Source organism: Faecalibacterium sp. AF28-13AC, from assembly GCF_003478405.1.
Taxonomy (GTDB): domain Bacteria; phylum Bacillota; class Clostridia; order Oscillospirales; family Ruminococcaceae; genus Faecalibacterium; species Faecalibacterium prausnitzii_E.
This window is the reverse complement of the sequence record NZ_QUFG01000001.1, coordinates 206,952-221,329: the sequence shown is the minus strand read 5'-3', so window position 1 is coordinate 221,329 and position 14,378 is coordinate 206,952. Positions and strand designations below refer to the sequence as shown.

General features: G+C 61.3%; 12 protein-coding genes and 2 riboswitches. Of the genes, 3 read left to right on the top strand and 9 right to left on the bottom strand.

Features of this window, described 5'->3' with window-relative positions; all coding sequences use genetic code 11:
• Positions 1-97: 97 nt before the first annotated feature.
• Positions 98-201, top strand: a riboswitch (PreQ1-III riboswitch).
• Positions 202-210: 9 nt separating this feature from the next.
• Positions 211-738 carry a QueT transporter family protein gene (locus DWY95_RS01070; protein WP_097792702.1) on the top strand — a complete coding sequence of 176 codons (528 nt, stop codon included), beginning with the start codon at positions 211-213 and terminating at the stop codon, positions 736-738.
• Between the two features lie 216 nt (positions 739-954).
• Positions 955-1,557: a Type 1 glutamine amidotransferase-like domain-containing protein gene (locus DWY95_RS01065; RefSeq protein WP_118551629.1), complete on the top strand. Its 603-nt coding sequence runs from the start codon at positions 955-957 to the stop codon at positions 1,555-1,557.
• Between the two features lie 130 nt (positions 1,558-1,687).
• Here DWY95_RS01065 and DWY95_RS01060 read toward each other — a convergent pair whose 3' ends face one another.
• The 8 genes from DWY95_RS01060 to DWY95_RS01025 form a co-directional block, all read right to left on the bottom strand.
• The gene (locus DWY95_RS01060) at positions 1,688-2,905 is read right to left on the bottom strand and encodes a M20 family metallopeptidase (RefSeq protein WP_118551627.1); all 1,218 of its coding nucleotides are present in this window, start codon (positions 2,903-2,905) and stop codon (positions 1,688-1,690) included.
• Positions 2,906-2,924: 19 nt separating this feature from the next.
• Complete coding sequence (locus DWY95_RS01055; RefSeq protein ID WP_118551625.1) at positions 2,925-3,263, bottom strand: type II toxin-antitoxin system HicB family antitoxin; 339 nt, start codon at positions 3,261-3,263, stop codon at positions 2,925-2,927.
• On the bottom strand, positions 3,260-3,514 hold the full coding sequence (locus DWY95_RS01050; protein ID WP_097792708.1) for a type II toxin-antitoxin system HicA family toxin: 255 nt from the start codon (positions 3,512-3,514) through the stop codon (positions 3,260-3,262). Before DWY95_RS01050 ends, DWY95_RS01055 begins: the two co-directional genes overlap by 4 nt.
• A gap of 77 nt (positions 3,515-3,591) precedes the next feature.
• A complete protein-coding gene (gene secA / locus DWY95_RS01045; protein WP_118551623.1) occupies positions 3,592-6,435 on the bottom strand; it encodes a preprotein translocase subunit SecA in 2,844 nt (947 codons plus the stop codon).
• Between the two features lie 304 nt (positions 6,436-6,739).
• Complete coding sequence (locus DWY95_RS01040; protein ID WP_118551621.1) at positions 6,740-7,645, bottom strand: hypothetical protein; 906 nt, start codon at positions 7,643-7,645, stop codon at positions 6,740-6,742.
• Between the two features lie 19 nt (positions 7,646-7,664).
• Complete coding sequence (locus DWY95_RS01035; protein WP_118551619.1) at positions 7,665-8,984, bottom strand: competence/damage-inducible protein A; 1,320 nt, start codon at positions 8,982-8,984, stop codon at positions 7,665-7,667.
• Between the two features lie 6 nt (positions 8,985-8,990).
• A complete protein-coding gene (thiI, locus tag DWY95_RS01030) occupies positions 8,991-10,190 on the bottom strand; it encodes a tRNA uracil 4-sulfurtransferase ThiI (protein ID WP_118551617.1) in 1,200 nt (399 codons plus the stop codon).
• Between the two features lie 3 nt (positions 10,191-10,193).
• Positions 10,194-11,345: a cysteine desulfurase family protein gene (locus tag DWY95_RS01025; RefSeq protein ID WP_118551615.1), complete on the bottom strand. Its 1,152-nt coding sequence runs from the start codon at positions 11,343-11,345 to the stop codon at positions 10,194-10,196.
• Positions 11,346-11,535: 190 nt separating this feature from the next.
• Here DWY95_RS01025 and DWY95_RS01020 point away from each other — a divergent pair, with 190 nt between their 5' ends.
• Complete coding sequence (locus DWY95_RS01020; RefSeq protein ID WP_118551613.1) at positions 11,536-12,450, top strand: GDSL-type esterase/lipase family protein; 915 nt, start codon at positions 11,536-11,538, stop codon at positions 12,448-12,450.
• 64 nt (positions 12,451-12,514) lie between these two features.
• Here DWY95_RS01020 and DWY95_RS01015 read toward each other — a convergent pair whose 3' ends face one another.
• A complete protein-coding gene (locus tag DWY95_RS01015; RefSeq protein ID WP_118551611.1) occupies positions 12,515-14,176 on the bottom strand; it encodes a formate--tetrahydrofolate ligase in 1,662 nt (553 codons plus the stop codon).
• Between the two features lie 49 nt (positions 14,177-14,225).
• A riboswitch (ZMP/ZTP riboswitch) is annotated at positions 14,226-14,316 on the bottom strand.
• Positions 14,317-14,378 lie beyond the last annotated feature (62 nt).

The window sequence follows — 14,378 nt, the reverse complement described above, 5'->3', positions numbered from 1 at the left end:
AGGCTTGCCGCTGATTTTCCGCATTTTCCGTTGCAATCCGGCCCAATTTGTGCTATACTGCATTTCGTTGTGCGTCCCTGCGCACGGCATCCTTGAAGAGCAACTTAGGATTTTAGGCTCCCCGGCATGACCTCGAAACCATGCTGGGCCAAACCACCGGGGCTGGCGGTCCCCGGATGGTCAAAATTCCATCCGCCGGAGTATTGTATCATGAATCAGAATTCGTCTGTCCGCAAGCTGGCCCGCTGCGCTGTGGTCGCAGCCATTTACGTGGTGCTCTGCATGGCATTGCAGCCGTTCTCCTACGGCGCAGTGCAGGTGCGCGTGGCCGAGGCGCTCTGCCTGCTGCCCGTGTTCGGCCCGGAGTACATCGCCGGTGTCGTGCTGGGCTGCTTCCTGGCCAACCTGCTGGGTTCCACCATCGTGGACGTCATCTTCGGCACACTGGCCACCCTGCTGGCCTGCCTTGTGACCTACAAGCTGCGGGATCTCCGCTTCAAGGGTCTGGCTCTGGCAGCTTCGCTGCCGCCGGTGCTCTTCAACGCCGTCATCATCGGCATTGAGATCGCCGTCCTCTTCCCCGACCCGTCTTCTTCGGCCCCGCTGTGGCTGGCCTGCATCACCAACGGCATCTCCGTCGGCATCGGTGAGCTCATCAGCTGCACCGTGCTGGGCGTCCTGCTGGTCAAGATCATCGAGACCAACGCCGCCCTGCGCAAGGTCTTCGTCTCCGAATAAGCGAAAATAAGCATCCGTCTGCTGATCGAGCAGCAGGCCCGGCATTGCTTCCAAAAAGGCTTCGTTTTGTTGCTCGGCCTTTACCAAAAAGAACCCCATGTCTCCACCGGATGGTGTTGGCATGGGGTTCTTTTTGTATTGGGGGTGTTTTTTTAATTGAAAGTATGCTATACTCAGTTCAACAAATCGGAATTTATATATAAAAGGAGAATATTGATGAAACTGTTTTTATGTTCGCACTTTTCAAGTGTAGGAAGTCTGATAAAGGAAGAAATTGAAAATAAAAAAGTCGCATTTATTCCAACAGCTTCGCTGCGTGAAGGCTACACCGGTTATGTCGGCTCGGCTCGAAAATTATTCAAAAAGTTGGGAGCAATCGTAACTGAAATTGATATTTCAACGGAGGCTTATTCAACGATACAGTCTGTTTTTGAAGATGCGGATGTGATATATTTTACCGGCGGAAATTCTTTTTTCCTTATAGACCAGCTCCGTAAAACGGGAACGGATGAGCTGTTGAAGAAAGAATTGGCAAAGGGAAAACTGATGATTGGTGAATCGGCAGGTGCGATTATATGCGCTCCAAGCATCCAATATATCGAGCAAATGGATGAAAAGCCGGAGGACTACTCACAAGAAGATGATGCAGGGCTTGATTTGATTGATTTCTATATTCTTCCGCATTATCTTACAGCACCATTTAAGAAAGTTACCGAGAAAATAATGACTGAGTTTTCAGATTTGAATCTATGCCCAATTAACAACCGTCAGGGAATTGTAATTGATGGTGAAGGTTCAAAGGTTATTTGCAAAGACTAATTTGAAAATTCCAGTTTGCCGCACTCGCTCACAAAAAGAATTTAGCGCAACATGCTCCAATAAGAAAACCAGAGTTGTTTGGCAGGTCTGCCTTGCAACTCTGGTTTTCGTTTTTTTGTGAGATAATGAGTTACTTGTGCTCGCTCAGCCAGCGCAGAGCAAACCAGCTGTAGGCCGCGCTGCCCTCATAGAGGATGCTGTCATCGAACTTGACCTTCGGGTGGTGCTGGCCGTAGGCGTAGCCCTCCTTGGCGTTGCCCGCGGACAGGAACATGCTGACGGTGGGCACCTCGTGGCTGACGAAGGCGAAGTCCTCGCTGCCGCCGCCCGGCTTGCCGCCTGTGAGCTTGGACATATCCATTGCGCCCTGGCCCACAAGCTCGGTCATATAGGTCATTGCGTTTCCGGCGAGGGCGTGGTCCACCACCATGCAGGGGCAGTAGTCGCTGAAGCCGACCTCGGCGGTGCAGCGGTAGGCCGCCGCCACGCCCTGTGCGATCTCGGTCATCCGCTTGTGGATCAGCTCACCGACCTTATTTTCGGGGTCGATGGTGCGGATGGTGCCCCACATCTCTGCCGTGTCGGGGATGACGTTGGAGGCAGCACCTGCCTGGAAGCGGCCGGTCGTGAAGACGCCAAAGCTGTGCGGGTCCATCTCCCGGCTGTTGATCTCCTGCAGCGCGATGTGGATGTGCGCCGCCGCCGTGACGGGGTCGATGCAGGCTTCGGGCATGGAGCCGTGGCCGCCCTTGCCATGGACGGTGATGTGGTACTGCTCGCAGCTGGCCATCGTGATGCCGCCGCCCGGCACCAGCACCATGCCGGAGGGCAGAGGCATACCAGCCAACACATGGAACATGACCGCCGCATCCACCTTCGGGTTTTCCAGCAGGCCGTTGGCGATCATATCCGGGGAGCCCTGAAAGATCTCCTCCGCAGGCTGGAACTCCAGCTTGACGGTACCTTCCAGCTCCTCTTCGTGGGCTTTGAGCAGCTTGGCCGCACCCAGCATCATGGCCGTGTGCATGTCGTGGCCGCAGCCGTGCATCCGGCCGGGCACCTCAGAGGCAAAGTCCACGCCGGACTCCTCCTGAATGGGCAGAGCGTCCATGTCGCCGCGCAGCAGAATGGTCTTGCCCGGCTTTTTGCCGCCCGCCAGCACAAGGATGCCCGCCTTGCCGCAGTCCTGCGGGGTGTAACCCATCTCGGTGAGTGCCTGCTTGACCAGCGCTCTGGTCTTGGGCAGGTCAAAGCCTACCTCCGGGTGCCGGTGCAGGGTGCGCCGCCAGTTTTGCAGCTGGGGTTCCAGCACGGCGGCTTCTGCCATCAGTTCCTTCGGGTCCATCATTTCAAATCAGCTCCCTTTTTTATCTTGTGTGCACAGCCTGTTGAATGGAATGTTCCACAAAGCTGTTCAGGCTCATGTTGTGTGCCGCAGCAAAGATCACGGCCTGCTTGTGCAGCTCCGGCGAGATGCGGACATTGAAGCTGCCCTTATACGCCCGCTCCGGTTCCTTGTGGGTCTCTTCGCACAGAGTCAGGTAATCATCGACGGCATTGTGGAAATCGCAGACCAGCTCCGCCGCCGTGGTCCCCTCATAGGAGAGCAGCGCACGGATGCCCATGACTTTTCCGTAAAAGAGGCCGTCTTCTTCCGAGAATTCCACGCTTCCCACATAGCCTTTGTATTCCATCGTGTTATTCATAGAAGTCCCTCCTGTTCCAAAATCTGGATGAGCTGCTTCACCTGATATTCCAGCAGCTCTTTTCTGGGGTGGGGTCGGTGCATCATGATGGGCGGATGTTCCTCAGATACGAACATGATCCGGGACCCGCTGGTCCGGCCTTTGTTGGAGCGCTCATAGGCGAAATACCGCAGCAGGCTTTCCGCATCATCAAATGTGAATGTCTTCGGTTTCGATTTCAGGCGTTCGATCAGCTTTTCCTTCTGACCCATTGTACATTCACTCCCTGCTTATAGTATACCACGATCGGAGAGAAATGCAACTAAAAGCAGTTGCATTCTTCTACAGATCACTGCTCCCCGCCGTCGGAACCATTGGGGTGGTACTGGGCGCAGGTACACTTCTTCCATTTAAGGCCGCTGCCGCAGGGGCAGGGGTCGTTGCGGCCGATCTTGATGACGCGGATGGGCTGGCCCTTGGGGGCACCCTTGGCACCGGGTGCGCCGTTGCCGGGCACGAAGCCCTCACCGGTGGGCTTGGCCACCTGCTCCCGCTTAGGGGCCGCAGTGCCCGCACCGCGCACCTCGATGGTCAGCAGCATCTTGATGCTGGACTCGCGGATGGAATCGACCATCTGGTCGAACATGTCAAAGCCCTCGATGCGGTACTCAACGACGGGGTCTTTCTGGCCGTAGCCGCGCAGCGCGATGCCCTGACGCAGCTGGTCCATGTTGTCAATATGGTCCATCCACTGGCGGTCTACACACTTGAGCAGGCAGATGCGTTCCAGCTCCCGCATCAGCTGCGGGCCGTAGCGCTGTTCCTTGTCGTTCAGGATGTCCATCCCGCGGTCGTACAGCAGATCGGCGATGCCCTGGACCGAGAGGCTGTCGTAATCCGCGACGGTATAGTGGAAGTCGGCGTCGGTCGTCAGCCAGCCCTGATAGTGGCGGCGGAGCGCACCAAAGTCCCACTCGTCCTTGACGTCACCGGCCAGGAACTGCTTGCAGCTGGAATCAATGTTCTCCCGCAGCATATTGTGCATCTCGGTGCTGATGTCCTCACCGTCGAGCACCTTGCGGCGCTGGCCGTAGATGATCTCACGCTGCTGGTTCATGACATCGTCGTACTTCAGCACGTTCTTGCGGATCTCAAAGTTCCGGCCTTCCAGCTTCTTCTGGGCGCTTTCGAGGGTGCTGGTGATCATGCGGTTCTCGATGGGGGTGTCCTCGTCCAGCTTGAGGGTATCCATCAGGCTGGAAACGCGGTCGCCGCCGAACAGGCGCATCAGGTCATCTTCCAGGCTCAGGTAGAAGCGGGATGCGCCGGGGTCGCCCTGACGGCCGGCACGGCCGCGCAGCTGGTTGTCGATGCGGCGGCTCTCGTGGCGCTCGGTGCCGATGATGAACAGACCGCCCGCCTTGCGCACCTCGTCCGCTTCGGCTTCGATGGCGGGCTTGTACTGGGCGTACAGCTCCTCGAACCGCCTGCGGGCCGCGAGGATGTTCTCATCGGTGGTGTCGCCGTGGCCGTCGGCCTCGGTCAGCAGCAGTTCCACGGCGTTCGGGTCGGCATCTTCGGGCTTTTCGGGGTTGAGCAGGTTCTCGCAAAAGTGCTCTTTGCGCATCTGGGCCTTGGCCATGAACTCTGCGTTGCCGCCCAGCATGATATCGGTGCCGCGGCCTGCCATGTTGGTGGCGATGGTGATGGCACCCTTCTTACCGGCCTGCGCCACGATCTCGGCCTCGCGCTCGTGGTTCTTCGCGTTCAGCACGTTGAAATCGCGGGTGTGTTTTTGCAGCATCTTCGCCAGCGTCTCGCTCTTTTCCACACTGACGGTGCCCACCAGAACGGGCTGGCCGTTTTTGTAGCACTCCATCACCTGCTCGATGACGGCGCGGTATTTGCCGTTGACGGTCTTGTAGACCGCATCGGGATAATCCTTGCGGATGTTGGGGCGGTTGGTGGGCACGGTCACGATGTTCAGGCCGTAGATCTCGGTGAACTCGGTGGCCTCGGTCTTGGCCGTACCGGTCATACCGGCCAGCTTCTTGTACATGCGGAAATAGTTCTGGAAGGTGATGGTCGCCAGCGTCTTGCTCTCGGCTGCGATCTTCACGCCCTCCTTGGCCTCGATGGCCTGATGCAGGCCCTCATTGTAGCGGCGGCCGATCATCAGGCGGCCCGTGAACTCATCGACGATGATGACTTCGCCGTTCTTGACCACATAGTCGATGTCCTTTTTCATGACACCGTAGGCCTTGATGGCCTGGTCGATGTGGTGGGCCAGCGTCATGTTCTCGGCAGCGGCCAGGTTCTCGATCTTGAAGTATTCCTCGGCCTTTTTGATGCCTCTGGCGGTCAGGGTGCAGGTCTTGTGCTTTTCGTCCACAACGTAATCGCCGTCGGTCTGCTCGTCGGTCTCCACCTTGTCTTCCAGCTCGACCACCACACTCTTGCGCAGGGTGCGGACGAAGCGGTCCACCTGCGTGTACAGGCTGGACGAATCCTCGCCGCGGCCGGAAATGATGAGCGGGGTGCGGGCTTCGTCGATGAGGATGGAGTCCACCTCATCGACGATGGCGTAGGTGTGGCCGCGCTGGACCATGTTGTCCTTATAGGTCACCATGTTGTCGCGCAGGTAGTCGAAACCGAACTCGTTGTTGGTGCCGTAGGTGATATCGGCATTGTAGGCACGGCGGCGGCTGTCGCCGTCGATTCCCTGCACGATGAGGCCGACGGACAGGCCCAGCCAGCGGTAGAGCTTGCCCATCCACTCGCTGTCGCGCTTGGCCAGATAGTCGTTGACGGTGACGATGTGGACGCCTTCGCCGGTCAGGGCGTTCAGGTAGGCGGGCAGGGTGGCCACAAGGGTCTTGCCTTCACCGGTCTGCATCTCAGCGATGGCACCGCGATGCAGGGCGATGCCGCCGGTGACCTGCACCGGGAAGTGCTTCATGCCCAGCACACGCCAGGCGGCCTCGCGGCAGACGGCAAAGGCATCGGGCAGGATATCGTCCAGCGTCTCGCCGCCGGCCAGACGCGCCTTCAGTGCGGGGGTCTGGGCCTGCAGGTCGGCATCGGACAGTGCCTGGTATTTGGGTTCCAGGGCCAGCACCTTTTTGGTGATCGGGTTGATCTTTTTCAGCTCCCGGTCCGAGAAGGTACCGAAGATCTTTTCAGCTAGGGACATTCTTACACCTCATCTATTGAAATCTGGGCGGAGACCGCCCGGCAGGGGGAGTTCATCATACAGTTATATGATACACCAAAGCAGAAAACCCGTCAAACCCACAGGCTCCGTTTTGGGCCATTTTCCAATGAATTTTCTGTAAAATCAACAAAAAGGCCGCTGAAAACTCCCTTCGTCATCGCTGGCGCGATGCCACCACCCTCAACGAGGGAGGCTTTCACAGCGTTCCGGCACGTCAAGGCTCCCTCTTGGAGGGAGCTGGCACGGCGAAGCCGTGACTGAAGGAGTATCCAGCAGCCTTTTATTACAATAGCACAGCCCCCGAATGCGGCAGGCCGTTGGCCCAGAGGGAGCGCAGGCGCTGGGGCAGCGCGTAGAAGTTGCCGCCCGTGTACACCCATGCCCCGACGGTGCAGAGCGCGGCCAGCACGGCCAGCACCAGCAGAACCACCAGCACCCGCCGGGCGCGGCGGGGCCTGCGGGCAGGCGGGGCCGCTTCCGGCTGGGCCGTCCGGGCGGCCTTGCGGGCGGGCAGAAAGCCGGTGCCTGCGGCCTGCGGCAGGTCGCAGGCTGCGCGGCGGATCATGTCCAGCAGCCAGAGGGCAGGCCTGTCCGCCAGCGGGACCGTGCGCAGCCAGCAGCCTTTTTTGCAGCTGAGCACCAGCACGCAGTCCCCTTCCCGCTCGGCGCACCCGGCGGCAAGGTCACAGCCCACCACCCGGCGGGCCGCCTGCGCTTTTGCCAGCGCACGGCGCACCGGGTCGGTGGTGTCGGCGGGCAAATGCGCTGCCGCCTGCTGCTCGATCTTTGCACCGGTCTTGGGGTGGGCATAACTCAGCGCCCCGAAGTCAAAGACCCGTTCCGCCCCGGCGATGGTCTCCAGCCGGGCCTCCAGAAGGGTCCCGGCGGCAGCATCCGAACAGATGAGGAGTCGGTCGTGCCGTTCCAGTTCCTGCACGGCGGCCTCGGCCAGCGTGGTCTCCCCGGCCCCGTACAGGTCGGCGGAAAACTTCTCCCGCAGCACCTGCGCGGCCTTTTTCAGGCCCGCCGGGTTCTGGGCCGAAAGCGCCACCAGAGTCTCTGCGCCCCGGCTCTTCCAGCAGGCCTCCGCCTTCCACTGGGGCGAAAACCCGCCCGCTGCCTCTTTCACGGCGGCGTCCGGCACTCCGAACAGCCGCAGCACACATTCGGCCTTCTTCTCTTCTGTCAATGCTGCTCACCCCTGCGTGTTATTCGCTCAAGAATGCCGCGTCCAGCGCATCGAGCACGGCCGTGTCGTGCTGCTGGGCTGCGATCAGGGGCTTTGTGCCTGCGGGGGTCCTGCCCTGCGCCAGACGCAGCACCAGTTCCAGTGCAGCCTGCGCAGCGCGGGCGCGGACCAGTGCGCGGTCCGGGCGGGAGACGAAGAGCTTCTTCACATACACGGTCTCGCCGCGGGCCGCCCCCAGATAGACGGTGCCCACCGGGCGGACGGCATCGCCGCCGGTGGGGCCTGCTACGCCGGTCACGCTGACGGCGACGTCCGAGCCGGACGCCTTCGCCGCGCCCAGCGCCATCTGCGCGGCCACCGGGGCCGACACCACATTGTATCGTGCGATGACGTCCGGGTCCACGCCGACGAGCTTCGCCTTCGCCTGCTCCCAATAGGTCACAAAGCCGTAACCGAACACCTCGCTGGAGCCTGACACTGCGGTGATGCGCTCTGCGATCATGCCGCCGGTGCAGCTCTCGGCGGTGGAGACGGTGAGCCCCTTTTCCTTCAGGGTGCGCACCACCGTCTCTTCCAGCCCGGCCACATCCTCATCATACACCGCATCGCCCAGCAGATCGTAGAACTTCCTGGCGTATGCGCGGCACATTTTTTCGCCGTCCTCGTCGGAGGCGGCACGGGCCGTGATGCGGACCTCGCATTCGCCGGTCTTGCAGTAGATGGCGGCGGTGGGGTTGGCATGATCCAACAGGTCCCGCACCTGATATTCCAGATTGCTCTCGCCGCCCAGCACCCGCAGGGTGATGGAGTGCAGGGTGCAGTTCTGGCGTTCCAGCAGCAGCGGGCGGATGCTCTCCGTCCACATGGCCTTCATCTCACTGGGGACGCCCGGCATCAGAACGGCGCAGCGGCCGTCCTGCTCGAACCAGGCGCCGGGGGCGGTGCCGTGGTGGTTGACGATCTTCCGCCCGTGCACGGGCACCATGGCCTGCTTGCGGTTGTTGGGGGTCGTCTCGCGGCCGGAGCGGGCAAAGTAGCGGGTGATCTTCGCCCACTCTTCTTCGTCAAAGGCCAACGTATCGCCGTAGCAGGCCGCCACCGTCTCCTTGGTCAGGTCGTCTGCCGTAGGGCCTAAGCCTCCGGTGAAGACCAGCAGGTCACACCGGGCCTTGGCCTCGTTGACGAAGTCCGCCAGACGGCCCTGGTTGTCGCCGATGGTGCTCTCCCGCTGCACGGTGATGCCCAGGTCGGCCAGCTCCCGGCTCAGATACTGGGCGTTGGTATTCAGGATGTTGCCGAGCAGCAGCTCGGTGCCCACACTGATGATCTCTGCGGTCATGCGGCATCACCCCTCAAACTCGATCTCGTCGGTGATCCGGATGCGGATGCGCTCGGTGTTCTCTGCCGCTTCGGCTTCCAGTGCAGCCAGACCCGGCATGGCGGCTTCGGCGGTCAGGATCTCGTCCAGCTCCGGGCGGATCTTCGGGTGCGGCGGAGTGAAGATGGTGCAGCAGTCCTCATAGGGCAGGATGCTGGTCTCAAACGTGCCGATGTGGCGGGAGGTCTCGATGATCTCAGTCTTGTCCATGCCGATGAGGGGGCGGAGGATGGGCAGATCCTGGGCAGCATCGGTGCACTGCAGCGCCTTGACGGTCTGGCTGGCCACCTGCGCCAGGCTCTCGCCGGTGATGAGGGCCTCGCTGCCCTGCTTTTGGGCGATGCTGTTGGCGATGCGCATCATGCTGCGGCGCATCAGCACCGTGAACAGCACATCGGGGGCGTTGTCCCGGATGTACTCCTGCGGCCGGGTGTAGGGCACCACGAAGAGGTTGGTGCTGCCGGTGTAGGGCGTGATCTTCTGGGCCAGTGCCTTAACTTTGAGTTTTGCGCGCTCCGAAGTATACGGAGGGGACGCAAAATGGATGTGGTCCAGCGCCAGACCGCGCTTTGCCATCCGGTACGCAGCCACCGGGCTGTCGATGCCGCCGGAGAGCATGTTCAAGGCGCGGCCGGAAGTCCCCACGGGCAGACCGCCCTCGCCGGGGATCTTCGGGCCGTGGATGTAGGCACCGTAATCGCGGATCTCCACGATGACCTTGAACTGCGGGTTGTGGACATCCACCTTGAGGTAGTTGTGTTTGCCCAGCAGATACGCGCCCAGTTCCCGCATCAGTTCGGGGCTGGTCATGGGGTAGGTCTTATCCGAGCGGCGGGCCTCCACCTTGAAGGTCCTGATGCCGTGCAGGCTGCCGCCGAGATAGTCCTCAGCGGTCTGGCAGATGGTGTCAAAGCCCTTCTCGCAGACCACCGCGCGGCTCAGTGCGGCCAGACCAAAGACGGTTCGCACCCGGTCGAAAGCGAGGTCCATGTCGATGTCCTCTTCCTCCGGCTCCATATAAAAGGTAGACTGGGTGCAGTAGACCTTGAATCTGCCCACGGTCTTGAGCCGGTACCGCAGGATCTTCATCATGGCCGACTCGAACTGGTTGCGGTTGAGGCCCTTCAGGGACATCTCGCCCTGATAGCCCATAATGATCTCTCTCATATATTATCTCCTTATTCTCTGCAAATGCTTCATACCGTCCTCAAAACGGTTCAGGAAGGCATCCACATCTTCGGGGGTGTTGTCTGCACAGAAGGACACCCGGATGGCCGTGTCGATGGCCAGCGGGCTGCGGCCCATGGCCGCCAGCGTGTGGCTGGGCTGGCCCCGCCCGCAGGCACTGGCCGACGAAACATAGATCTGCTCCTCCGCCAGAAACGCCAGCATCGTCTCGCTCTTGATGCAGTTCTCGCTGAAGTTCAGCACCTCCGGCACGGCGCTGTCCGGGCTGTTGATCTCCACTTCGGGGAAGGCTTTCAGCCCCTCGCGCAGCTGCTGGTTCAAGGCGCGGACGGCGGTGTCCCGGCTCTTCATGTTCTTCGAAAGGCGGCTGACCGCAGCGGCCAGCCCCACCGCGTAGGGCAGGTTCTCGGTGCCGGGGCGCTTCTCACGCTCCTGCTCGCCGCCAAGGTAGGGCGGCTGGAACGCCTGTGCCAGACTGTCGCTGAGGTAGAGCGCCCCCACGCCCTTGGGCGCGTGGATCTTGTGTCCGCTCACCGCCAGCGTGTCGATGTTGGCCAGCTTGATGGGGACCCGCATCCACGCCTGCACCGCGTCCACATGGACGAGGGTGCGGCTGTTCTTCCGCTTGACCTCGGCGGCCAGGCGCTCGACCTCGTTCCGGGTGCCGATCTCGTTGTTGACCATCATGCAGGCCACGAGGATGGTGTTCCTGTCCACATGCGACAGCATCTCATCAATGTCCAGCGTACCGTCCGGGCGGGGGGCCACGACCGTGACGTCATAGCCCATCGCAGCCAGACGTTCCAGCGGCTTTTGCACACTGGGGTGTTCAAAACCGGACACCACGATGCCCTTGCCGAACTTCCGGGTCAGCGCCGCGCCCAGCAGGGCCATGTTGTTGCCCTCGCTGCCGCAGGAAGTGAAGTACAGCTCCCGCGATTTGCAGCCCAGGCTCCGGGCCACCACGGCGCGGGCCGCGTTCAGGGCTTCTTCGCTCCGGGCACCGGGGGCGTACAGGGACGACGGATTCGCCCAGTGCTCCCGCATGGCCCTGTCGATGACATCCGCCACGTCCGGGGCCACGATGGTGGTAGCGGCGTTGTCCAGATAATGCAATTCAGGATTTTGCAGCATAAGATTCGATTCCTGCTTTCTTTGCTTGCCGTCGCAGAGCGTTCCGCCCTGAACCGACGTTTTCTCATAATAAACCAGAATAATTATAGCACAAACCCTGCCCTAACGCAAAGGATTTGCGGCATGGCTTGCGCCGCGGCCTGCCGTGCTGTATAATGAAGAAAATGAGCTACAGAAAGCAGGGTGTTTTATGGCCGATTATCAGGAATACCGCCGCCGGATCCTCCGCAAGCGCTGGTTCCGGACCTTCTCCGTTGCAGGGCTGCTCTTCCTGCTGGTGCTGGTGGGCGTCGTGGGTACACTGTGGAAACGGCTCCACCGGGAGCACTCCCCTGCCGCCGTGCAGGGGCCGACCATCTTCCAGCAGGAGCTGCAGGGCAGCGAGTGGAACACCGTCAACTACACGCCCGCCCGGCGGCTGGCGGTGCAGCTCAGCGCCGACGGCACCACCGCTATGGATTTCCGTCTGGCCGCGCTGGCCGAAAGCCCGGCCGTGGACCGCAGCTATTTCAATGACGCCTGTTTTCTGGGCGACAGCCTGACGCAGGGGATGCAGATCTACAGCACCGGCCTGCCGGAAGCCTCCTTCTGCGCCTATAAAGGCATCGGCCCCAACGCCGTGGTCAACAGCACCACCTGCACCCGCCGGGACGGCGTCAAGGAGATCCCGATGGAGGTCCTGACGGCCCAGCAGCCAAAGGTGCTCTACATCCTGCTCGGCACCAACGTGCTCAACCGGGACGGCGATTATTCCAGCTTCCTCACCTACTACCGCCTCATGCTGGACATGATCGCACAGGCTCTGCCCAACACGCAGATCTACGTCCAGTCCATCACGCCGGTGCGGCCGGAAGTCCGGGCCTCCCACCCCGGCCTCTACAAAGAGCGCCTGTGCGAGATCAATGATGAGCTTTCCGCCATCGCGCTCGAAAAAGGCTGCGTCTTCCTCAACCTGTGGGAGGCCCTGGCCGACGAGAACGGCGACCTGAAGGCCGAATATGCCCAGAACGACGGCTACCACGTCAAGCCCGAAGGCTACACCGCCTGGGTCGATTACCTCCGCACCCACACCATCAATCCCGGCGTGACCTCCGCTGCGGCATGATACGATTACAAAAAAGGAAGGCTCCCCCGGCGGTTGTCGAGGGAGCCTTCCTTTTTGTGCAAAATCAGAACAGCCCTGTGATCTTGCCATCGGCATCGACGTCGATGTTGACGGCGGCAGGCTTCTTGGGCAGGCCGGGCATGGTCATGATGTTGCCGCAGATGACCACCACGAATCCGGCACCGGCAGCAAGGCGGACCTCGCGCACCTCCATCGTGAAGCCGGTGGGCGCAGCCAGGAGCTTGGCGTTATCGCTGAAGCTGTACTGGGTCTTGGCGATGCAGACGGGCAGGTTGCCATAGCCCAGCTCGGTGAGCTCGGCCAGCGTCTTGCTGGCGGCGGCGCTGAAGTTCACGTCGTCCGCACGGTAGATCTTCCTGGCGATGGCCTTCACCTTGTCCTTGAGGGGCATGTCCAGCGGGTAGACATACTGGATGGAGCGGTCTTCCAGGATCTCCAGCACCTTCTCGGCCAGTGCCTTGCCGCCCTCGCCGCCCTTGGCGAAGACCTCGCTCAGCACACAGGGTACGCCCTGCTCGGCGCAGACCCGCTCCACATACGCCTGCTCTTCGGGGGTGTCGGTCGGGAACGCATTGATGGCGACCACCACCGGCAGGCCGAAGCCGTTCTTCAGATTGTCGATGTGGCGGACGAGGTTGGCCGCACCGGCCTTGACGGCTTCGAGGTTGGGCTGGTTCAGGTCAGCCTTGGCAACGCCGCCGTGGCTCTTGAGGGCGCGGACGGTCGCCACCAGCACACAGGCACTGGGTGCGATGCCCGCATAGCGGCACTTGATGTCCAGGAACTTTTCTGCGCCCAGGTCGGCACCGAAACCGGCCTCGGTGATGACATAATCGGCCAGCGAGAGGCTGAGCTTGGTGGCCATGACGCTGTTGCAGCCGTGGGCGATGTTGGCAAAGGGGCCGCCGTGGATGATGGCGGGGTTGTTTTCCAGCGTCTGAACGAGGTTCGGGTCCAGTGCATCCTTCAGCAGGGCGGTCATGGCACCGGCGGCGCCGATCTCGCCCGCTGTGACGGGCTTGCCGTCGTAGGTGTAGGCGCAGACAATCTTGGCCAGCCGCTCCTTCAGGTCGGAGATGCTGGTGGCCAGGCAGAAGATGGCCATGACCTCGCTGGCGACGGTGATATCAAAGCCGTCCTCACGCGGGGTGCCGTTGACCTTGCCGCCCAGGCCGTCCACGATGAAGCGGAGCTGGCGGTCGTTCATGTCCATGCAGCGCTTCCAGGTGATGCGGCGGGGGTCGATGTTCAGCGGGTTGCCCTGCTGGATGCTGTTGTCGATCATGGCGGCCAGCAGGTTGTTGGCCGCGCCGATGGCGTGGAGGTCGCCGGTGAAGTGGAGGTTGATGTCCTCCATCGGGACCACCTGTGCATAGCCGCCGCCGGCTGCGCCGCCCTTGACGCCGAACACGGGGCCGAGCGAAGGCTCACGCAGGCAGAGCATGGTCTTTTTGCCCAGCGCGTTCATGGCGTCGGCCAGGCCCACGCTGGTGGTGGTCTTGCCCTCGCCCGCCGGGGTGGGGCTGATGGCCGTGACCAGGACCAGCTTGCCCTGCTTGCCAGCCTTGTGGATGAGGCGGTGGTTGATCTTGGCCTTGTAGCGGCCGTAGGGGATCACATCCTCATCGGCAAGGCCGAGCGAGGCAGCAATCTCGGCAATGGGCTTCATGCGGGCTTCCTGTGCGATCTCGATATCAGACTTCATGGAACATCCTCCTTCAAAACAAAAAGGGCAGCTTTGCACAGCAATTGCGCAAGGCTGCCCAGACGGTCGGCATTGACATCAAACCCGGTCTCTGCTGCACTGTGGTGCTCCACAACGTTCCGTCAGCAGCAAAAACTTCTTCTGACCGAATGATAACACACCCGGACGCCCTTTGTCAAGGAAAAACTTCCCGCGCCAAAAA